The following is an 18,299-nucleotide window of genomic DNA, read 5'->3' on the forward strand; positions in this document are numbered from 1 at the left end:
GAATCCTCCTCTTGCTTGGGTTTACGGTTATCGTTCTTCTTCATCATCTTTGATAATATTTATTTCCTGACGGCGTACATTTACCTTTTCCTGAAAAGGCGTCTCCTTTTTCAGTTTCCGTATATGCACTTCCTCTTTAAGAATATAGCGGCGGATAATTTCAACCCGCTCCTCAATAACAGGAATAATCATGACATCGCCTTCCTGCCGGATCGGCGGGAACCTGCCTTCTTCCAGTTCTTCATTTTTAGCAATATGCTCTATATCTATTTGTTCCTGATATAATTCCGCTGCCAGCAGTTGTTCTTCCGAGTGGGTGGTGCGCGTCACGCGCAACCGGCGGTCCACCACTCTGGCAATGTTTAATTCGGCATGTTCTTCCGCCAGCGGAATAATCTTATTATCATTATCCTGGCGGTCAGAGTCCGGGGCATTTTTGTTATCCATATCTGCTCCTGAGGCGGCGCCGAAGTTTAACTTCAACATACTTGGAATTTATTAATTAGCATGAGATTATAAAAGCATTATTGCTATTTTACTGAATGATTAAAATCATTAATGTGACAGTTATAAGCATAGTTTATTATTTAAAAAATAAAGGAACGCAGCGGGTACAATTGTAAAAAAGTATTAAACTCCTGTGATTTAAACTATTAAGCAGCCTCTCCAGGATAAAAAAGCAGCAGGTTTTCTACGCCGGCGGCAAGGGACGGGGGAGCGATCGGGCCGTTAAGCGGTGGCCTCTAAAACGGGCAACCGTTGAGAGACCGGAGGAGGGGGTTATGCGGCCTACCGTGCCTTTTGGGAGACATTCCTGCCCGCATGGGGTTCGAGTTTGGCGATATCCCATAATGCCAGGGCGGTAATCAACGCGATAACCACAAATCCCAGCCGGAAAGCCATGCCCGGCGCGGGCGGTAACGCCAGAATCTCCGTTAACCATGCGCCAACCCGGATACTCAACGCCCCGAGGGTCACGCCAAGACCGCTTGCCAACTGCAGCGACGTGCTGAACAGCGTATTGGCGGAGCTCATTTCCTGCGGCGGAACATCCGCAAAAGCCAGCGAGCTGATGCCGGTAAATTGCATTGAGCGGCTCAGCCCGCCCCAGAACAAGAGAACCAGGGTCATCATCTTTGGCGACTCGGGCGTCAGGAACGCGCAAAACAGTAGCGACAGCACGCACATCACGCCATTGCCCAGCAGCAGTTTTTTGAAACCGAAGTAGCGAATCAGGGGCGTGGTGGCCGGTTTCATCGCCAGGTTGCCGGCAAATACCGCCAGTACCAGCGAGCCGGCATGGAACGCGTCCAGGCCAAAGCCGACCTGGAACATCAGCGGCAGCATAAAGGGCGCCGAGCTGATAGTGGCGCGTAACACGAAGCCGCCCCGCATGGTAATGCGAAACGTCGGCACCGACAGCGGCCGCAGCCGGATCAAAGGCGCCCTGGCGCGCAGCAGGTGCCTGATAGCCCAGGCCAGCGTTAACAGGCCGGTCACGATTAAAGCAACGGCATTAACGGGGCTAATGTTTTCCTGGCTGAACATTTCCAGCCCGGCCACCAGGCACAGCATGGTAATGCCTAATGAAAAAAAACCTATAACATCAAAAGGCTGCTTTTCTTCCGGCGTCTTGTTCGGCATCATGATCCACGCCAGGGTGATCGCGATGGCGCCCAGAGGCACATTGAGGAAAAAGATCCAGTGCCAGCTTGCATAGGTGGTGATAAATCCCCCGAGCGGCGGGCCGATGATGGGGGCCACCAACGCCGGCCAGGTCAGGGTGGCGATGGCTTTGATAAGCTGATCTTTGGGCGTGGTGCGCAATACCACCAGACGCCCCACAGGCACCATCATGGCGCCGCCGATACCCTGTAAAATACGCATCAGCACAAATTGCGTGACGGTATGCGTTAATCCGCACAATAGCGACGAGACAGTGAAGATAAGCAACGCCAGGCTGAAAACATTCCGTGCGCCAAAGCGCTCGGCTACCCAGCCGCTGGCGGGGATCAACACGGCCAGCGTCAGGAGATAGGCACTGATGCCGATATTAAGATCGATGGCCGATACGCCGAATGCCTGCGCCATATCGGGTAATGCGGTTGCAATCACGGTTCCGTCAAGAAATTCCATAAAAAAGGCGCTGGCAACCAAGAGCGCCATTCCTGAGATACGTGACGAACCGGCGTCCTGTTTGGGCGTATCTTCAGAATTTGAATCAGATAAAGCCATAAAACGCCCTTTGCCTTAACGGAAACAATGTAGCCACTATAAAGGTATGATAACTCTGAAAAGATGTTATACCAGACCGCCTGAATATTCGAGCGGTTTTGTCAGCTAATTTTCATAGGGGGTTAAAACAAAAATACGATCGACCCGACCGGAAAGTGAATATAACGCATGGCAATCAATGTGGGTAATGGCGAAAAATACAGGCGGAGAACTCCCCAGGCACGCGCGTTGCAAAGATAAAAAAAAGCGGCAAACGCGCGGCCTGAAATTAGCATTACAGCGCCTTGCGCAGCGTAATATTGATGCGGTGGGATCCCACCAGCGGATGAAAACCTTCCTTAACCGGCAGGATGCCGTGATAATTCAGCCGGGACGGCCCGCCCCATACCACCACATCGCCATGGGCCAGCGGGATACGCTGGGCGCGGTCGCTGCGCTGCAGGCCGCCGAATTGAAAGACGGCGGGCAGGCCGAGCGAAACCGAGACGATGGGCGCGCCAAAGTCATGTTCGTCTTTATCCTGGTGCAGGGAGAGCTTGCTGCCCGGATCGTAGCGGTTCATCAGGCAGGAATCCGGCACGTAACGGCCAAAACCGGCCGCTACGGCGGCTTCATCCGCCAGCGCCATCAAGATAGCCGGGATGGGCGGCCAGGGCTTGCCGGTCCGGGAATCCCGCTCTGAATAACGGTAGCCGCGCCTGTCGCTGGTCCAGCCATTGCCGCACCAGCTCATCGCCACCGACATCACATGGCCGCCCGGCGTGGTCATATGCCGCCACGGCACCTGCGCCACCACGCTATTGACCGCCGCCAGCAGCGCCGGGCCGTGGTCGCGGACAAATCCGTGCAGTACCACCGCGCCGGGGGCGATTGTTTCGTGCCACGGCGGCGGCGGCGCATCCTCGAACAGATCGATTGTCATCGGCTTACCCTGTATGTATACCCAGTATTTATTCTAGCCGCCGGACGCCAATTGTCCAGTATCATTGTCAGCGATCTGCGCGCAGCAAGCGTCTTGATGATCCGCCTTTTTATCACCCTCGGGTTCTTTCAATATCCTATCAATGATTAATATAATAAAAAAAAAATTTCATCTGTGAATAAATAATCATTTATTACCCCTTGCAAAAAACGTTTTACGCCGCATTCCAAACCACCCGCCCTACTTCTGCTTGAACAAAGCGCAATATTCCCCCGCGTCATCTCATCCTATTTTGCTTAAGTAGATATATTACCCTGCCTGATATTCGTCAGAATGCCCGCGATTGTTTCAAACGATTAATGAATTCCCTTCCGCTGCCGATAAAAAAATACCCGGCTGGAAATTTATTTAAGGGAGAAATGAATTGATGGCTTTTACCGCAGTTTATTTTTCTGATAGATAAGGTCATATCACGATGAGTCGTAACGGTATTACCCATATATTGCTGTCCGCCGGCCTGCTGGCGTCCATTTCCCCGGCGCTGGCCGCCGGCACCTGGAGCGAGGCGCGTAATGACGCCATGGGCGGCACCGGAGTGGCATCGTCTCATTACGGCGCGGCGGCGCTGGTGAATCCGGCGCTGTTGACCGGCTACGGCGAGGATGATGCTATCAGTATCATCCTCCCGGCCGTGGGCGTCAGGGTGTCGGATCCGGATAACCTGCAGGATGGGTTCGATAACGTACAGTCCTCTTGGGATAGATTAAAAGACGACGCCAACAAAGGCACGGGCTCGCCCGCCTCGATAAAAAGATTTGAGAACGCCCTGCGCGAGGTCTCCGGCGATAAAGGCAAGGCCGAAGCCGGAGTGAATGGCGTGATTGCCGTACCCAACCCGATCCTGCCCTTCGCCCTGGTCGCCAGGGATTGGGCAACGGCCAACGTCAAAGCCGATGTCAGCAATCGCGACCTGGCGTACCTTGACGCCGTCCAGGCGGGCTTGATCAGGCCGGTGCCGGCGGATCTGGACAAGCTGACGTCACGCGCCGAAGGGATGGGCGCGCTGGTGACGGAATACGGCGTGGCCATGGCCCTGCCATTCACCCTGAACGATCACGCTTTCTCGGTAGGCATTACGCCGAAGCTGCAGCGCGTCGCCACCTATAATTACAATGTCGCCATCAACCACTACGATAAAGCGGATTTTCGCAACGAGGAGTTCCGGCGCACGGAAAACGGGGCCAATATCGACCTGGGATTGTCCGCCAATATCACACCGGACTGGATTGCCGGCCTGGCCGCGCAGAACCTTGTGGCGCGCAGCGTCGAGACCAAAGAGGTAGACGGAGTGCGGGACAGTTTTAACATACGCCCGCAGATCACCGCCGGCACCTCCTGGAGCAACGGTTTTTTCACCAGCGCCATTGATATCGACCTGACCCCTGCCAGTGGTTTCTCGGCGCGGGAGAAAAACCAATACGCCGGCGTCGGCGCCGAAATCAACGCCTGGACATGGGTGCAATTGCGTGCCGGCTATCGCGCGGATATGCGTCATAGCGATAATAATGTCTTTACCACCGGCTTTGGCCTGTCGCCCTTTAATGTGGTTCATCTGGATGTGACCGGCCTGGTAGGTGAAGACCGCACCTATGGCGCGGTCGCGCAATTGAGTTATACCTTCTGATACCAGCCTGTCATCAAACGCATGGCATTACGGGCGCATTATCAGGCAAGGACGCAGCCCAGATCATCCCAGGCAAATGCAGCCGCTCAACAGAAAAGTGGCGGCAATTAAGCCCAGCAAGAATAGGTTGTTCATAACGTTTCTCCGGTAGTCTAAAAATAAAGGCCGTGCCCGGTCGCAACGCAGATCCGGGCCGGCCCTTATGCCTGGATCATGCTTATTGCAGCATGGCGGCCAGTTCGTCCGCGCCTTTATCAATCCCCACTTCGGCGGCGCTCAGCGCCCCGATGCTGGCGCTGACGTTCATGGCGTTCGGGTATTGCCTGGCGACAAAGGCGTTCAGCAGTTGATGGGTGTTGGCGTCATAAATTTCCACCGCGTAATTCACGGAACCGTTCATTAAGCCTTCCTTACCCCGGATGGACTGCACTATGTTATAGGGGCCTCCGCCGATATCGAATTTGGTGAAGGTGCCGATAAACGGCGTCGTGGTATCCGCCCCGGTTAACGTCAGTTTTAACCTGAGGGTATTGGCCGCCGGGGTGATAACTTCCCTAAACCGCGGCCTGAGCGCTGCGCTGAATTTATCTTGCATATAGTTGGCCAGCGCCAGACGGTCTTTCTGCGGCATATCGTCAAACTGGCCGTCCGCGCCCTGGTAGACAACCACCGGTTCGATAATGATATTGGTATATTTATTCCAATCGACCGGAACCGAATACCGGTAAGGGATGCGGTATGCCTTGTCGTCGGTGTTGGGCCGCAGCTGTGATGAGGAATCGATACCGGCGTACTGCACAGGCGGGTTTCCCGCGCAGCCGGCTAATAGCATGGTTAGCGTCAGCATTGCCGGACGATAGGCCTGGTAAAATGTGTACATGTCAGTAATCCTGTATAAAATGCCACCGATAATCGGACTGAAGGCGCGGTTAATAGGCCGTATGATCCTTACGGGTACGGTTTGGCGTGCCACCGGCCGGGGCTTTACAACGCCGGCCCTGGGAGGTACGGTACTGACACTCTCCTAAAGAGTACCGTACGGTTCAGTTTTGCATCATTAGCATTTATCTGTCAAGAAAATGTACAACCGGGTTTATTTATATTGCGGGAGTCACAATGAAAGTACGCACTAACGAGCGCCGCGAAGCGATTGTCGAGGCTGCCGCGCAGCTTTTTCAGGAGATGGGCTATGAGCGCGCATCAATGAACGAACTGGCAAAACGCCTGGGCGGTTCGAAAGCGACGCTCTATGGGTATTTTTCTTCTAAAGAGGAATTATTTACCGCCGTCGTGCGCGCCTATGCCACCCAGCACCTGTCCGATGCCACCGTAGCATTGATGCTGGAAGAACGGCCCGATGAGCCGCTCAAAGCCAAACTGACGCGATTCGGCGAACGAATGCTGGCCGTGCTAACCAACGACGGCAGCGCGATCGCGGTGTATCGTATGGTGGTGGGCGAAGCGGGACATTCCGATATCGGTATGCTGTTTAATGATTCCGGACCGAGGGAGAGCATCGAAAAATTATCGGGCCTGCTGTCCACCGCCATGGACCGGGGCGAGCTGCGTCCCGGGGACGCCTATGTGAAAGCGCTGCAATTCACTTCATTGCTTACCGCCGAGATCCAGCACCGCATCTTTCAACGCCATTTACAGCCGGTAAGCCTGACCCGCATCCAGCAAATGGTTGGCTGCGCGGTCAATATGTTCCTTACCGGCGCCGGGACGTTTCCGGCGCCAAAAGGCGGCAAGTGAGCGGGAAATGCGCCGGCCAGGGGTGGGGCCGGCGCACTTCTTTATTATCGCGCCTGCCGGGGGAGAGTTCCCCCAGGCGGCGTCATGTCCCGCCGATCAGTATTTCACCATTTCAATCCAGTTGGCCCCTTTGCCCACCGGGTACCGGCCAAGGCTTTCCAGCGCGCCGCTCGCTTTATCAATGCGATAGACGCTCATCTGCGGCGACAACTGCCCCACCGCCAGCAAATACTGACCCGAGGGATCGATATTGAACCCGCGCGGCTGCTTTTCGGTAGGCCAGGTTCCTATGCGGGTGAGCCGGCCTGATTTTTTATCCACGCGGTAAGCCGCCAGGGTGCTTGACGTCCGCTCGGAGGCAAACAGGAAATGGCCGTCGGGGGTTAAATGCAGGTCCGCGCCCCAGGGTTTATCGCCGCTGAAATCCGCCGGCAGGATCGATATCGTCTGCACCGGTTTCACCCGGTCGTTGTTCTGGTTGAACGCCAGCACATGCAGTTTGCCGTCCAGTTCATCGATAAGATAGGTAAACCGTTTATCCGGTGAAAAGACAAAATGGCGGGGACCGGATTTGGCCGGCAGCGTATAGGCGGGCGCCTGGTCCTGGGTCAGCTGCCCGGTCTTGGCGTCCAGCCGCAGGCGCAGCCAGGCGTCGGCGCCCAGCACCGAGGCGAATACATAGCGATTATCCGGCGCGCTCCTGATGGCGTGCGCCATGGGACCGGTCTTGATAATCTGCCGGACATCCCCCGCCAGGCCGTCCTGATTGATGGCGTTAACCGCCAGCAGGTTGCCGCCATAAGACGCGGAAAACAGCCAGCGGCCGGTGCGGTCGGTGGCAATATAAGCCATGCTTTCCGCCAGCGGCGCCGCCTGGCGCTGGGTCAGGCGGCCGTCGGCCGGATTAATGGCCAGGCTCAGTACCTGATAGGGTTTGGAGCGCAGCCCGGCATACAGATGCTGTTTATCGGGGGACAATGCCAGGGGCATTACGGTGCCGCCCACCGCCAGGGTTTGCACCGGCGTGAGCGCGCCGTCGGCCTCGTTCAGGCTAAAGACGGAGATATCGGCGCTGTCGGCGTTGGAAACATAGGCATAGGTCGCGGCATGGGCGGCGCCGGCCAAGGTGGTCGTTAATGCCGCCAGCAGCAGCAGGCTGAATGGGGTACGTCGGTTACAGGTTATTTTCATTATTATATTAATCCATTGATTATTTTATTTATGGAAAATAAGTATAAATAACCCCTATTCCGGCGACAGCTGTCGGCCGCACAGGATTTATCCACGGCGCGGCGGAATTTTTGGGCAGGTGAATAACCTGATGAGAAATGAATCACATAATCGCCCACCGCCGGTCCGGCGCTAGGCTCCCCGGCGCCGGCGCAGGTAACGAATCAACCGCGGCAGCAGCCAAAACAGCGCCAGCAGCGCCGCCAGCAAAAACAGGTATTTCAGGTGATGATCCACCTTCTGCAACCATGGCGCGATAATCCTGCCGCCCGCATAACCCAGGCTGACAAAAATCAGCGCCCAGAGAACAGAGCCGAGGATATTGAGGGGAATAAATTTTTTCGGATCGAGCCTGCTGGCCCCAATCATCAGCGGTCCGATCAGGCGAAAGCCATACATAAAACGCACGCCCACCACAAACCACAGCGGATATTTCAAAATTAACTGATTGGCCCGGGCGATATTCGGCTGGGCTTTTTTAAACCGGCGCAATACCCGCTTACCGAACCGGCGACCGATAAAATACAACGCCAGATCACCCACGCTGCCGCCCAGGGCGGCCACCGCCACCGCCGCCGGATAATGCAACAGGCCCTCATGCGCCGCCACGCCGCCCAGCAACGTGACCGTTTCGCCCTCCGCCAGGCAGCCGATAAACAGCGCCCAATAACCGTAGACGGAAATAAAATGCGTGATATCCATTGGCGTCAGCGTCCCTTCAGCTTAAAAATGTCAGGCGATCCTGTCGATTCAGGTAACGTTTCTTAAGCATAGACCTTATCGCCGCCTGCCACGACCAGGATTGACGGGACCCGTCCGCCCTCTTGGCGCGCCGTAGGTTAATACGTAGCCCGGGAGACCGTTTTGGGTTTAAAATAGCCTGTGTCCCCTATCCCGATAAAAACAGGTTCCTTATGGCTTTTATTCCAAAAAACTACGCCAGGCTTGAAACCGGCTATCGCGAAAAAGCGCTGAAGCTATTTCCCTGGGTCTGCGGCCGCTGCTCGCGGGAGTTTGTCTATTCCAACCTGCGCGAGCTGACGGTGCATCATATCGATCACGATCACAGCAATAATCCCGAGGACGGCAGCAATTGGGAAATGCTCTGCCTGTATTGCCACGATCATGAGCATTCCAAATATACCGAAGCGGATCTGTATGGCTCGACGGTGATCGCGGGCGAGGATGCGCAAAAAGACATGGGCGTGGCAACCCACAATCCTTTTGCCAATTTAAAGTCCTTGATGAAAAAATAATCTCTGATGCTCATTTCTCATCGAACCAATCGCGGTTCTGCCGCGAAATCGGCGTAATGGAAAAGATCAGCTCCTGGAGATGATCGCGCATAGCCTGCTCGGCGGCATCGGCATCGCGCGCCTTGACGCCGTTGAAGATTTTGTAATGCTGGCTGATTAACCCCTGCGGCGGCGAGACCTGGCCCAGGCTGAGAAAACGCACCCGATCCATGGTGGCCTTAATGGATTCAATAATATCCCAGGCCAGCGGACAATCGGCTATTTCCGTCAGCAACCGGTGGAAATCATCGTCGAGGCCGAAAAATTCCCGCGCCTGCTGATTTTGCGCCGCCAATTCCTGACGATGCAAATTATGCTCAAGCAGCATGATTTGACGTTCGGTAATATTAAGCGCGGCGCGGCGTACGATGGCGCATTCCATGGCCTGGCGGAGAAAACGCGCGTCCGCCACCCGTTTGGCGGAAATCCGCATCACAAAAGTGCCGCGCTGGGGCAGGATCTGCACCAGCCCCGCTTCGGCCAGTTTAATAAACGCTTCCCTTACCGGCTGGCGCGACACGGTGAAACGGGCGGCGATGTCCTTTTCCGATAACAGCTTGCCCGGCTCAATGACACACTCGACGATATCCTTGCGCAGCAGGCGATAAATTTGTTGATTTACCGGCTCGTTGTTATTAAACGGTAACGGTGTATCCATGCGGGGAAATTAACCCTGTTTATTTATCATGGCGGATATAGTACATGCTCCGCCATGGCAATAGCCATAGGCGCCTGCGCCAGGGGCCGCCACTTAACGGATACTCATCACATCCGTCGCGCAGTGCAGATAACCGTTCATGGCGGTTTTCCATAAGGGGTCGGTGTTGGTCGGCATCGCCGCCCCCGCTCCCGCGCCCGTGGGCTGCATAACGTACTGCGGGAAATACACCGGCTTGCCGATGGCGTCGACCTGCCGGCACAGGGCGGCAAGCTGCTGTCTGTTGCCTAATGTGCCGTTGGCGGATTGCCAAAACAGCTGCTGCTGGTTGGCGTTGATCATTTTCAACGCCTCGCCCAGCATGGAGGAGTGCGCCTGCCTGGCGGCGTCGGTGTCGAGGCGCAGCGCGTCGAAATAGGAGTAGGTGCCGGCCATGGCGAATAAAAATACCGCGTCGGCTTGTCGTCCCGTTTTAATACAGCTGACCATCCCCTGATACAAAACCGGCGGCGTAAGGGTGGGATTGATGGCGGAGGCACCCAGGCAGCCCGGGCTGGCTACCTGCGCCAGATAGGCGCTCTGCGCCGACTTGCCCGGCGCGCCTGGGCGGGGGGAGGTGGCGCAGCCGGAGGCCAGCAGCGCCAGCACCATCGTTATCATTATTGTTGGTTTCATCTTATGCTCATTATTTGATGATAGCGAAACAGGGTAAATTGTAACCTAACGGCCAAATACCTTTAGCGCGCCGATCACAGTTCAGCCACTTTTCTCCGGGTGCGCGCCGCCCACGGCATGATGCTGCAAAAATACCTCATGCAGGCGCCGCAGGCCGGCCTGGGTAAGGCGGCGGCACTCTTGCGCCATAGCGTTAAAACCGCCCAGTCGCCGCACGCCCTCGGTTAAAAACGCTTCGGGGGCGAACTCGGCTACCTGATGGCCATACTTCATCACGACGCGGTTCTCCCGATGATATTCAATCTGGCCGGCACCCGGAACTGCCGCGTCGATGCGCTGCCTAAGCAGGGCATGGGATCTTCGCGCCGCTTCCGGCAGCAGCAAGATCATCGGTTCGGCCGCTGTCGCCTCGGGCAATGACGCCAGCCATTCATCCACCAGCGCCAGCACGGTATCCGGGTGATCCAGCGCCATGGACAATAACTGGCGCGCGCGCGCGTTAACCTGACATTGCAATTCGGCCTCGAGACGTTGCGCCTGCGATAAATAGTCGGCCACCGCGGCGGCCGAGGTCGCCATGCCGTCCTGGTACCCTTCCCGGAATCCCTGCTGGCGCAGCTGTCCGGCCTCGGCCTGCGCCTGCTTAACCAGAGTGCGCGCCTGACGGCGCGCTTCACTGACGATATCAAGCGCCTCGCGTTGGCGCGCCAGCTGCCGGCTCTTGATCAATACACCGCCCGACATCGGCGGCATCCGGCGTAGTGGAATATTTTTCGGCATGTTGGAAAGCCAGTTTTATCAAAAGCGGGCTCGGGGCGGGGCGGGGTTCACCGCCCGTTTCCCGATCCAGCTCGGGTGAGAATAACAGGGAGATGCGCTGCCGGATGGCTAGCGGCAATTGCGCGCCGAACGCCAGCAGTTCGCCTCTTCCCCGCGCGATTAAGGCGGCCGGTATCGCCACCGGCATATCGTCGCCATAAGAATCGACAATCGCCAGTCCGGCGAATTGCCGCACCCAGGACGGCAGCTGTAACAGCCCCCCCTGCCGGGCGAGGGAGGCCCGATGGCGCTGCGCGGCTATCAACAATGCCGCCTGCGGCATAAGGCGCCAGTGGCGGATAAACAACGCCGCCGGTCCGTCAACGGCGGCCGGCGGGCAATCCACCGACCAATCATGGGCCTGGATAAGGATGCCGTTGATTATCGAGCGCGCCCTGGCGCCGTTTAACGCCGGCGGCAGCGGCAGGCGCCGCGGATGCAGCCATGACAGCGGATCGTAGAGTATGGCATCAAGCGGCGCGATGCTCTTCATGAGCGTCTGTCTCCTGCTTCACTGAGGCTTTTTCACGGCGCCGGTACCAGGCCAGTCCCGCCACGGCGACCGCCAGCGCCACGCCGGCGGCGGGAGCAAAGCGGAGAAAATGACCGGAACCGTCCGCCTGGACCGCTACCGGCGCATAATGCTGCAGCGGCCCCTGTTTGGAGAGCACCACGGAAATATTGTCGTAATCCACCTGGTTGAAGCTGTTTTTCAAAAACCGCTTGATATCGCTTATCATCAGGGTTGGGTCGACGTCGCTTTGATAGGCCACCAGGGTTGAAATGTGCATCGGCGCCGGCGCCCTGCCGGTGTCGCCCGAGTCGATGTCGTAACTGACATGCACCCGGGCCGACAGCACGCCGTCCATGGTCTGCAATGATTGTTCCAGACGCTGTTCGATGGCCGAGTAAAGCCGCGCCTTTTCCGCCCGCGGCGACGACACCAGCGAGTCGCTGGGGAACAGCCGGGAAATTTCCATGCGCGGCTGCGACGGCAAATCATGCCTGCGCAGCAAATCCACCGCCGCCGGAATATCGGCTTTGCCCACGCCGACGCTATAGCCGGTCTTGCCTTTATCGGCCTTGGAGGCCTGGATATTATTGCGCTGCAAAGTGGCTATCACTTCATTGGCCTGCTGTTGATCCAGGCCTTTAAGCAATGGCTCGTCGTTGCAGGCGGTAAGTGAGAGCGCCAGCAGGGCGGCACAAAATATCGGTCTTAACATCATTGTCCACTCAACACGCTGCGCACGACGTTGACGCCTTTATTTACCAGTGAACTGACCCAGTTCATCGTCAACTGAAAATCTGAGCTCAGCGCATTTCTTCGCAGCATCGCCTCCGCCGATATGTCCTTGGTAAAAGGTTTATCCAGCTCGTTGCGGGCCTGTGTGGCGTCAACCGCCGTGGCGGCCGCTTTCGATGCCAGGAAAGAGAGGGATTCCACCGCATCGTCATGCATGACCGGAATAACGCTGTGAGGCGGGCCGATTTTGGCAATTTCGTTCATGTTGCACCTTGGTTAATTTGATAATTACGCTTAATAAATACAATGAGGCTTCGTGTGAATCCGGAAAATCGTGCAGCATAAGAATAAAATTCACATGCTAAGCGTCCCTGCTTACCCTTTTTCAAGCCAGAATGGCCGGCCGGTCATAAAATCCGTTATGCAGACGGCGATTATTTGGCGCCATTTAATAATCCCATAATAAGATCCCTTTTTTGGGTCATGGCTTGATTTAACATGGTCACAAAGGTCGACAAATCCGCCTTGGTGCCATTGGCTCTTAATATCAACGCTTCGTCAGTGGGATTCGCTTCAAGGTCTTGCTGAGCCGTTGCCGCGGCTGACATTTTGTCACTCACTCCCGTTGAATTACGTGAATAAATATCAGTGATTGTACTCATAAAAAAATCCTCTTCATTTAATGTTAGGGAAATACCAGTGTCCGGGTGTCATTTTCACAAAGCCCTGATGGCCGTATTTGAATGATTTACCCTTAAGCCAATCGTCTTTTAGCTCAATGGCGAATTGGACATAGTTGCCATTCCATTGCCTGGCATATTGCTCGACAAAGAAACGGATGCGTTGCAGCTCACCGTCGTCGATGGCGCCATTAATAACAAAGATTACGCTATCCTGGTTATCGATTCTGGTGTAGTTCACCGCCAGTTTTTTTATCCCCTCCTCGGCCTGCCGTGCCACGGTGTCATCGTCTACGTCGGCAAAATGGACAGCTTCAGCATAGGGCAGAAGACGCATTAACCCCTTGCTGATAGCGTCGCGCTGCGTTTCAGTCAATTGACCGCGCTGTTTGCTTACTAACAGTACCGGCGCCGCCGGTCGGTCAAATTGCAATTGATGAAGATTTAAAGCGGGGAAATTTTGCCCCAGCCAGCGCTCGATACGCTGTTTTTCCTCATCCTCACTATTGATTTTTATCGCCTGCGACGATTTTATACGCACCAGGGATTGACGTCCCCAGGCCGCATCGCGCTCATTATCCGCCAGCACATACATCACGCCGTCGCGGCCCGGGAATATTTGATACTTGCCGGGTTCAGCGCCAAATTGCTGTGTCAGGGCGATAATTTCACGCTGCTGCGCATCCGGCGTCGTTAAGAGGTACGCCAGCGCCAGGGCGGCGGCAACCGCGATGGCCAGAAGGGCCATGCCCCGCTTGCCGGGCCTGCTGCTTATTGTCGCCGGGACCGCGGACGGCATGTCCGGCGTGCCCGCCCGGTAGTTCAGGACGTCTTCCGACCAGGTTTCACCGGCGGTCCTTACCGCCAGCGCCAGCGCGCCCACGGTAACGGGGTGATTGGATGCCAGCGGAACATCATCCGCGCCGTCGTTGTCCAGCCTGCGCAGCAAAATGCCATGTTCCGGGCCGTCGGTGCGGATAATTTCAAAATTCACCCCGCCGCCTTCGGTGGGGACCAGCACGCAGTCTTCAGGGAATGAGGGGGACGCGCCGGCGTATTCCAGCGCGCCGCAGTCCGCTGCGATAAATAATGTTTTCCGCGCGGATAAAGGATATTCGCAACCCTTCAAACTACCATTGAGCAGCCTGACAATGGCCACACTCTCCGGGCGGTCTGTTTTACCTTGTTCTGTTTGCATGGTAAAATATTCTTTATACTCTAGGGTTCGTCATGCTAAAGAGTCTACCGCCTCGCGGCCGGTGACTTCATGATGAAAAAATGATAAATTATCCATCAAAACTGAGATATTTAATCATTTATTCCCTAACGAATTATTTAACTATATTATTTCAAATAATTCCATCCCTGATTATTTACGATCACACTGTGGGATGGAAAAGCATGGCTTATTTCACGGCATGGCGAAAATAGAACTTTACAGTATTTACATTACACGCGCAACAACGCCAGCAGTCTTTACTCGCCGGATTAGAATAGGGCCGTTAACATGTCTTATTTACTGGAAATACCCCCGTTAATGAATCATTTATTAACGCGGGGTTTTTAGTGAGAGGCTACGCATAAAGCGCTGCGACGACGATACGCTGAAGATCGTCAACCGTCCGTATTGATAATAACTCAGTTTCTGTAAGTTCAACGCCGAAGGTTTCCGCTATCCCAATCTCAATTTCCATGAGATCAAGCGAATCGACATACAGCTCCGCCGCCAAATTAAGGTGGCCGGCAATGTCAGACTCTTTGCGGCCCAAACGGTAGGCCAGCATGGCGTAAAGCTCGCGCTGCAGCGATTCACCGCCGGTGGGAACGGCTACACCCGTTATCAAATTATTCGTCATCAGCAAATTTCCCCTTGTTAATTCGGGTCGCCGGGACAGGGGTGGATGAGCCGGGGCCAGCATTGACTTGCGCCTGACGTAAAGGAGGCATATAACCTGTGCTGCTCAAACCGGCCCTTGCGGCGGCCAGGTTTACGCGATCGTGGTTTAACGGAGCAAACTGCGCCGCCTGATGATCGTTCTTGGGATGATTGGCTTGCCGGGCACCCTGATGGGACAGGATAACCGATGGGGCGTCTGTTTTCATCCGGCCATTCTCCGGCGCCGGCACGGAGGCGGAGGCGGAGGCGGACCGGGTTACCGTGGCTTTCAGTTGGTTGCGCGCCTCAATCAGGTAGGCCGCCATAGGGCTAGACTTAGTGGATTGAGCGGCTGGGGCCGGAATGGGGGTGAGATTTTCCCGTGCATGGCGCAGAATTTCCGCGGTCAGGTTATTCGCGGAGGACTCAGCGGATTGCGGCGCATCCTGGCCGGCGAAAACAGCATGAGTGGTTACCTTTTGCGCCGCGCCCCTTTTGCGAGCCCTATCATAAAGGTCAGAAATGGCGCCCTCATCAGGCCGGCCATTCCCCGGTGCCGGATTGGCATACAAGGAAGACGCGGACTCAGGGATAGACTCCCAAAGATTCCCCAACGCTTCGGCCACCTCTTTCGCCGCAGCATATAGCGCGCCGGATTTATCGGCTTGCGCCCTATCCTGGACCGGGAAAATGCCATGCGCCGTCCCCTTGGGCGGGGTCTGGATTGTCGTCGCCGTAAAAGATATCTTTTCGGCACCCGGATTCATCAGGACGTTGGCAGGCTCCTGCACGGTCACACCCCTTTTCGCGGGCGAGCGATCGTTATTTTGTCCTACGCCGGGCGATAACGGCTGGGAAAAAATACTCTGCTTATGCTCAGGTGGGTGGATTCGGCTGCTGATAAGTTCGGCGTGTAATGCCGCCTGCGCGTAATGACTGCCCCGGGCTGCGGGCCTATGTGTTTTGGCGAAAGAGGGCGGGCTGCCGACGTCGGCCCGCGTTTCGGCATCGGGCGCTTGATTAAGCTGCTCGAAAATATCCTGCAAGTTGTCCCGCACATCAACCGACTGCGTTTTACCAGCCTCTTTCTTTTCTGTTCCTGGCGGCCAGTTTATTTTTACCGACGCGTCAATAGTTATTCTCGGCGCATATTTAATGTTAAATTCGACGCTGGGCATTAACCGGTTTTTTTGCGTAGCGCCGGTCTTATCGGTACTGTCGGACTGATCATTTTGCTGAGTGGCTTCTGTCTGCTGTTCCGCATCGCTTCGCAGTCCTGTCCTTAATGGCGGCGGATGATCCTTATAGAGATTTAAAGCGGCCAGTAAATTGGGCAGCTTTAATATCATATCCGTATCACGAAAGATTTTTTCCAGCGATGAAGCCTGATAAGTCTGAATACCTGCGCGGATATCCTGAAAACATTGATAGGCGTTTTTCTCGACGAGCTGCGCAATGTGTTCTTTTTGCACCACGTCGCCATCGCTCCCCGTTTCTTGTACGATATAGTCGACCACAAACGGCTTGATTTTTTCATTGATGAACCGCGCCCCCGCTTCGGCGCCGCCTTCGCCCTGAATTGCGTTGAGCAATGAGGCCAGCTCTTCCTCAAGGCTCTGGCGGCGTAAGCAGGCCGCTTCCCGCTCAGGACGGTAGCCGCCGAATACCGACTTTTCACCCAGTCCATCTTTTAACATCATGTCGGTCAATTCATGCATGATGCCGTCCAGTTTCGCGGCCGATTCTTCGGTAGGGCCGAGCTGCCTGGCAAGAAAATGGGCGTTGGCAATATGCTCCAGATGGCTTAGGACCAGTAAACTACGCGAATTCTGAAACAGCTGCGCCAATGTTTCACGTTGGTCCCCGGCGCAGGTAAATAGGGCATTCATACTATTTTGCCGGTATTGCCGCTCAAAATCGTTAATATTGATACACGGCTTTACCGATGCCCGCTCGTGCGCACTCAGGCAGTTCTCGACCGTGGCCTCTTCCGGCGCAGTGTTCTGCCCAGACCCGCTACGCCGCCTGCCGGCGGAATTAACCCGTAAAGGAACATTCCGTAAATTTACCGGGACACGTTGGTGTTTAGCCGTTTTATTGCCCGCAGGTCCTGGCTGTATAATTCCCACATTAGGGATATGAATTATTGAATTCGTTATCATCAATGTTATCCCTCTATTATTATGAAAAAAGGCGCATCAGAAGATCTTTTTTCTGTTCAATCCAGGTATTGACCTGTTTTGTCCAAGTTTCAACCCTCCCGAGGGTATCACTCAGTTTGGTCATGAATATTTGCACCTGGTTTTTTAATTTTTCCGCCAGCCCATTAAAAGCGCTGTCAAATGCATTATATTCTATAGAGTTCAACTCTTTAAATTTACCCCCGCCCTCGTCTATTTTTTCTTTGAAAAGCGCAAGTATGGACTGCAGGGGCGAGATATCGACCCTAACGACATAACCGCTACCGCTAGGCTTTACGCATGTGGGATCCAATCCCCATTCCTCCGCCCATGATTTCGCCTCCGCTTCACTGGCGACCCCGGAAACAGGAAATAGAATCCCAGCTTCCGTTTTGGTATATTTTTCGATTAATGCTGTCAATTCAGCTTCAATTCCAGGTTTGAAGTACATGAATTGATTGCCTTTATCATCCGTGCGGACATCCAGGTATTTGCTCTTCACTTTCAAAAATTCATTGAAGGCGCTAAAAAAATTAGTGTTGCGCGTTGTCCCGGTTTCATAGGTACGATAATAAGCAACATAGTCTTCCACCAGCCCCATACCGCTTAGCCAGGGATTGGTCTTGTCCTCGGTAGACGTTAACGTGTGGCCTTTATCCAATAAATCAGCCAGTTCAGGAGTGTTTCTCTTAAGAGTGTTGAGTTCCGGATCATTGTCGAATAAGGCGCTGCTACTCTTGATATTAGCCATGGCATCACGCATAAGCAGCATCGCGGCGGGTAATTGCTCAGCCAACGTTTGGTGTGCTGGTGCATTCGGCGCGTCAAGGAGCTTTGCCAGCTGCTCCGTATTATCTGTTACTTTGTCGAGACAATGAAATACATTCATTAAACTTCGTGGCGGGCCAGAGCTTCTTTCGCCGTCATTTATTGCCTGGGTCCTCATGAGGTGTTCCCGAGAGGTATCTAAAGAGGCGGGCGATAAGTCAGGCTTATTTAAACCGTGGGGAGGTAAAGTATATTGAGAGATGCTAGTCATAGAGA

20 protein-coding genes are annotated in these 18,299 nt (G+C 54.9%); 3 read left to right on the forward strand and 17 right to left on the reverse strand.

Translation table 11 applies throughout. The features are described 5' to 3' along the window. Window positions 1-27 precede the first annotated feature (27 nt). From ABUK12_RS12845 to alkB, 3 genes are all read right to left on the reverse strand, one after another. Window positions 28-447, reverse strand: a complete 420-nt coding sequence (locus ABUK12_RS12845) for a DUF2382 domain-containing protein (RefSeq protein ID WP_410012204.1) — start codon at window positions 445-447, stop codon at window positions 28-30. A gap of 342 nt (window positions 448-789) precedes the next feature. Beyond that, a complete protein-coding gene (locus tag ABUK12_RS12850) occupies window positions 790-2,235 on the reverse strand; it encodes an MFS transporter (protein WP_410012205.1) in 1,446 nt (481 codons plus the stop codon). Between the two features lie 274 nt (window positions 2,236-2,509). Continuing rightward, a complete protein-coding gene (alkB, locus tag ABUK12_RS12855) occupies window positions 2,510-3,157 on the reverse strand; it encodes a DNA oxidative demethylase AlkB (protein WP_410012206.1) in 648 nt (215 codons plus the stop codon). A 475-nt stretch (window positions 3,158-3,632) separates the two neighbouring features. Here alkB and ABUK12_RS12860 point away from each other — a divergent pair, with 475 nt between their 5' ends. After that, on the forward strand, window positions 3,633-4,841 hold the full coding sequence (locus tag ABUK12_RS12860; protein ID WP_410012207.1) for a conjugal transfer protein TraF: 1,209 nt from the start codon (window positions 3,633-3,635) through the stop codon (window positions 4,839-4,841). 217 nt (window positions 4,842-5,058) lie between these two features. Here the strand turns inward: ABUK12_RS12860 and ABUK12_RS12865 are convergent, their stop codons facing one another. Continuing rightward, complete coding sequence (locus ABUK12_RS12865) at window positions 5,059-5,721, reverse strand: DUF3313 domain-containing protein (RefSeq protein WP_410012208.1); 663 nt, start codon at window positions 5,719-5,721, stop codon at window positions 5,059-5,061. Window positions 5,722-5,957: 236 nt separating this feature from the next. Between ABUK12_RS12865 and ABUK12_RS12870 the strand changes: the two genes are divergently transcribed. Next, window positions 5,958-6,596 carry a TetR/AcrR family transcriptional regulator gene (locus ABUK12_RS12870; RefSeq protein WP_410012209.1) on the forward strand — a complete coding sequence of 213 codons (639 nt, stop codon included), beginning with the start codon at window positions 5,958-5,960 and terminating at the stop codon, window positions 6,594-6,596. Between the two features lie 96 nt (window positions 6,597-6,692). On the opposite strand, the gene ABUK12_RS12875 is transcribed toward ABUK12_RS12870, so the two are convergent. Beyond that, on the reverse strand, window positions 6,693-7,787 hold the full coding sequence (locus ABUK12_RS12875; protein ID WP_410012210.1) for a lactonase family protein: 1,095 nt from the start codon (window positions 7,785-7,787) through the stop codon (window positions 6,693-6,695). Window positions 7,788-7,958: 171 nt separating this feature from the next. Continuing rightward, window positions 7,959-8,528, reverse strand: a complete 570-nt coding sequence (locus tag ABUK12_RS12880; protein WP_410012211.1) for a DedA family protein — start codon at window positions 8,526-8,528, stop codon at window positions 7,959-7,961. Window positions 8,529-8,740: 212 nt separating this feature from the next. Here ABUK12_RS12880 and yajD point away from each other — a divergent pair, with 212 nt between their 5' ends. After that, window positions 8,741-9,082, forward strand: coding sequence for an HNH nuclease YajD (gene yajD, locus ABUK12_RS12885; RefSeq protein ID WP_410012212.1), 342 nt, complete (start codon window positions 8,741-8,743; stop codon window positions 9,080-9,082). A gap of 10 nt (window positions 9,083-9,092) precedes the next feature. Here yajD and ABUK12_RS12890 read toward each other — a convergent pair whose 3' ends face one another. The 11 genes from ABUK12_RS12890 to ABUK12_RS12940 form a co-directional block, all read right to left on the reverse strand. Continuing rightward, window positions 9,093-9,779: a GntR family transcriptional regulator gene (locus tag ABUK12_RS12890; protein ID WP_410012213.1), complete on the reverse strand. Its 687-nt coding sequence runs from the start codon at window positions 9,777-9,779 to the stop codon at window positions 9,093-9,095. A 93-nt stretch (window positions 9,780-9,872) separates the two neighbouring features. Then, window positions 9,873-10,454 carry a hypothetical protein gene (locus ABUK12_RS12895; protein ID WP_410012214.1) on the reverse strand — a complete coding sequence of 194 codons (582 nt, stop codon included), beginning with the start codon at window positions 10,452-10,454 and terminating at the stop codon, window positions 9,873-9,875. 81 nt (window positions 10,455-10,535) lie between these two features. Further along, entirely contained in the window at window positions 10,536-11,198 is a 663-nt protein-coding gene (locus ABUK12_RS12900) for a hypothetical protein (RefSeq protein WP_410012215.1), read from the reverse strand. Further along, the gene (locus ABUK12_RS12905) at window positions 11,140-11,766 is read right to left on the reverse strand and encodes a type III secretion apparatus protein OrgA/MxiK (RefSeq protein WP_410012216.1); all 627 of its coding nucleotides are present in this window, start codon (window positions 11,764-11,766) and stop codon (window positions 11,140-11,142) included. Before ABUK12_RS12905 ends, ABUK12_RS12900 begins: the two co-directional genes overlap by 59 nt. After that, the gene (locus ABUK12_RS12910) at window positions 11,744-12,502 is read right to left on the reverse strand and encodes an EscJ/YscJ/HrcJ family type III secretion inner membrane ring protein (protein ID WP_410012217.1); all 759 of its coding nucleotides are present in this window, start codon (window positions 12,500-12,502) and stop codon (window positions 11,744-11,746) included. Before ABUK12_RS12910 ends, ABUK12_RS12905 begins: the two co-directional genes overlap by 23 nt. Continuing rightward, window positions 12,499-12,783, reverse strand: coding sequence for a hypothetical protein (locus ABUK12_RS12915; RefSeq protein ID WP_410012218.1), 285 nt, complete (start codon window positions 12,781-12,783; stop codon window positions 12,499-12,501). The genes ABUK12_RS12910 and ABUK12_RS12915 overlap by 4 nt, the downstream gene beginning before the upstream one ends. Before the next feature lie 170 nt (window positions 12,784-12,953). Further along, complete coding sequence (locus ABUK12_RS12920; RefSeq protein ID WP_410012219.1) at window positions 12,954-13,181, reverse strand: hypothetical protein; 228 nt, start codon at window positions 13,179-13,181, stop codon at window positions 12,954-12,956. Window positions 13,182-13,194: 13 nt separating this feature from the next. Further along, entirely contained in the window at window positions 13,195-14,397 is a 1,203-nt protein-coding gene (locus ABUK12_RS12925; protein ID WP_410012220.1) for a PrgH/EprH family type III secretion apparatus protein, read from the reverse strand. A gap of 376 nt (window positions 14,398-14,773) precedes the next feature. Further along, the gene (locus ABUK12_RS12930; RefSeq protein WP_410012221.1) at window positions 14,774-15,055 is read right to left on the reverse strand and encodes an acyl carrier protein; all 282 of its coding nucleotides are present in this window, start codon (window positions 15,053-15,055) and stop codon (window positions 14,774-14,776) included. Then, on the reverse strand, window positions 15,045-17,237 hold the full coding sequence (locus ABUK12_RS12935) for a hypothetical protein (RefSeq protein ID WP_410012222.1): 2,193 nt from the start codon (window positions 17,235-17,237) through the stop codon (window positions 15,045-15,047). The genes ABUK12_RS12930 and ABUK12_RS12935 overlap by 11 nt, the downstream gene beginning before the upstream one ends. Before the next feature lie 19 nt (window positions 17,238-17,256). Beyond that, a complete protein-coding gene (locus ABUK12_RS12940; protein ID WP_410012223.1) occupies window positions 17,257-18,294 on the reverse strand; it encodes an IpaD/SipD/SspD family type III secretion system needle tip protein in 1,038 nt (345 codons plus the stop codon). Between the last annotated feature and the right edge of the window lie 5 nt (window positions 18,295-18,299).

This window comes from Sodalis sp. C49, assembly GCF_046352915.1.
Classification (GTDB): Bacteria; Pseudomonadota; Gammaproteobacteria; order Enterobacterales; family Enterobacteriaceae; genus Acerihabitans.

What these genes read in the sequence shown, in the direction of transcription:
- ABUK12_RS12940 (WP_410012223.1), bottom strand. Translation starts at nt 18,294, where the DNA reads ATGACTAGCATCTCTCAATATACTTTACCTCCCCACGGTTTAAATAAG.
- ABUK12_RS12880 (WP_410012211.1), bottom strand. Translation starts at nt 8,528, where the DNA reads ATGGATATCACGCATTTTATTTCCGTCTACGGTTATTGGGCGCTGTTT.
- ABUK12_RS12850 (WP_410012205.1), bottom strand. Translation starts at nt 2,235, where the DNA reads ATGGCTTTATCTGATTCAAATTCTGAAGATACGCCCAAACAGGACGCC.
- ABUK12_RS12865 (WP_410012208.1), bottom strand. Translation starts at nt 5,721, where the DNA reads ATGTACACATTTTACCAGGCCTATCGTCCGGCAATGCTGACGCTAACC.
- ABUK12_RS12900 (WP_410012215.1), bottom strand. Translation starts at nt 11,198, where the DNA reads ATGTCGGGCGGTGTATTGATCAAGAGCCGGCAGCTGGCGCGCCAACGC.
- ABUK12_RS12890 (WP_410012213.1), bottom strand. Translation starts at nt 9,779, where the DNA reads ATGGATACACCGTTACCGTTTAATAACAACGAGCCGGTAAATCAACAA.
- ABUK12_RS12895 (WP_410012214.1), bottom strand. Translation starts at nt 10,454, where the DNA reads ATGAAACCAACAATAATGATAACGATGGTGCTGGCGCTGCTGGCCTCC.
- ABUK12_RS12930 (WP_410012221.1), bottom strand. Translation starts at nt 15,055, where the DNA reads ATGACGAATAATTTGATAACGGGTGTAGCCGTTCCCACCGGCGGTGAA.
- ABUK12_RS12845 (WP_410012204.1), bottom strand. Translation starts at nt 447, where the DNA reads ATGGATAACAAAAATGCCCCGGACTCTGACCGCCAGGATAATGATAAT.
- ABUK12_RS12860 (WP_410012207.1), top strand. Translation starts at nt 3,633, where the DNA reads ATGAGTCGTAACGGTATTACCCATATATTGCTGTCCGCCGGCCTGCTG.
- ABUK12_RS12870 (WP_410012209.1), top strand. Translation starts at nt 5,958, where the DNA reads ATGAAAGTACGCACTAACGAGCGCCGCGAAGCGATTGTCGAGGCTGCC.
- ABUK12_RS12905 (WP_410012216.1), bottom strand. Translation starts at nt 11,766, where the DNA reads ATGAAGAGCATCGCGCCGCTTGATGCCATACTCTACGATCCGCTGTCA.
- ABUK12_RS12910 (WP_410012217.1), bottom strand. Translation starts at nt 12,502, where the DNA reads ATGATGTTAAGACCGATATTTTGTGCCGCCCTGCTGGCGCTCTCACTT.
- yajD (WP_410012212.1), top strand. Translation starts at nt 8,741, where the DNA reads ATGGCTTTTATTCCAAAAAACTACGCCAGGCTTGAAACCGGCTATCGC.
- ABUK12_RS12875 (WP_410012210.1), bottom strand. Translation starts at nt 7,787, where the DNA reads ATGAAAATAACCTGTAACCGACGTACCCCATTCAGCCTGCTGCTGCTG.
- ABUK12_RS12920 (WP_410012219.1), bottom strand. Translation starts at nt 13,181, where the DNA reads ATGAGTACAATCACTGATATTTATTCACGTAATTCAACGGGAGTGAGT.
- ABUK12_RS12935 (WP_410012222.1), bottom strand. Translation starts at nt 17,237, where the DNA reads ATGATAACGAATTCAATAATTCATATCCCTAATGTGGGAATTATACAG.
- ABUK12_RS12925 (WP_410012220.1), bottom strand. Translation starts at nt 14,397, where the DNA reads ATGCAAACAGAACAAGGTAAAACAGACCGCCCGGAGAGTGTGGCCATT.
- alkB (WP_410012206.1), bottom strand. Translation starts at nt 3,157, where the DNA reads ATGACAATCGATCTGTTCGAGGATGCGCCGCCGCCGCCGTGGCACGAA.
- ABUK12_RS12915 (WP_410012218.1), bottom strand. Translation starts at nt 12,783, where the DNA reads ATGAACGAAATTGCCAAAATCGGCCCGCCTCACAGCGTTATTCCGGTC.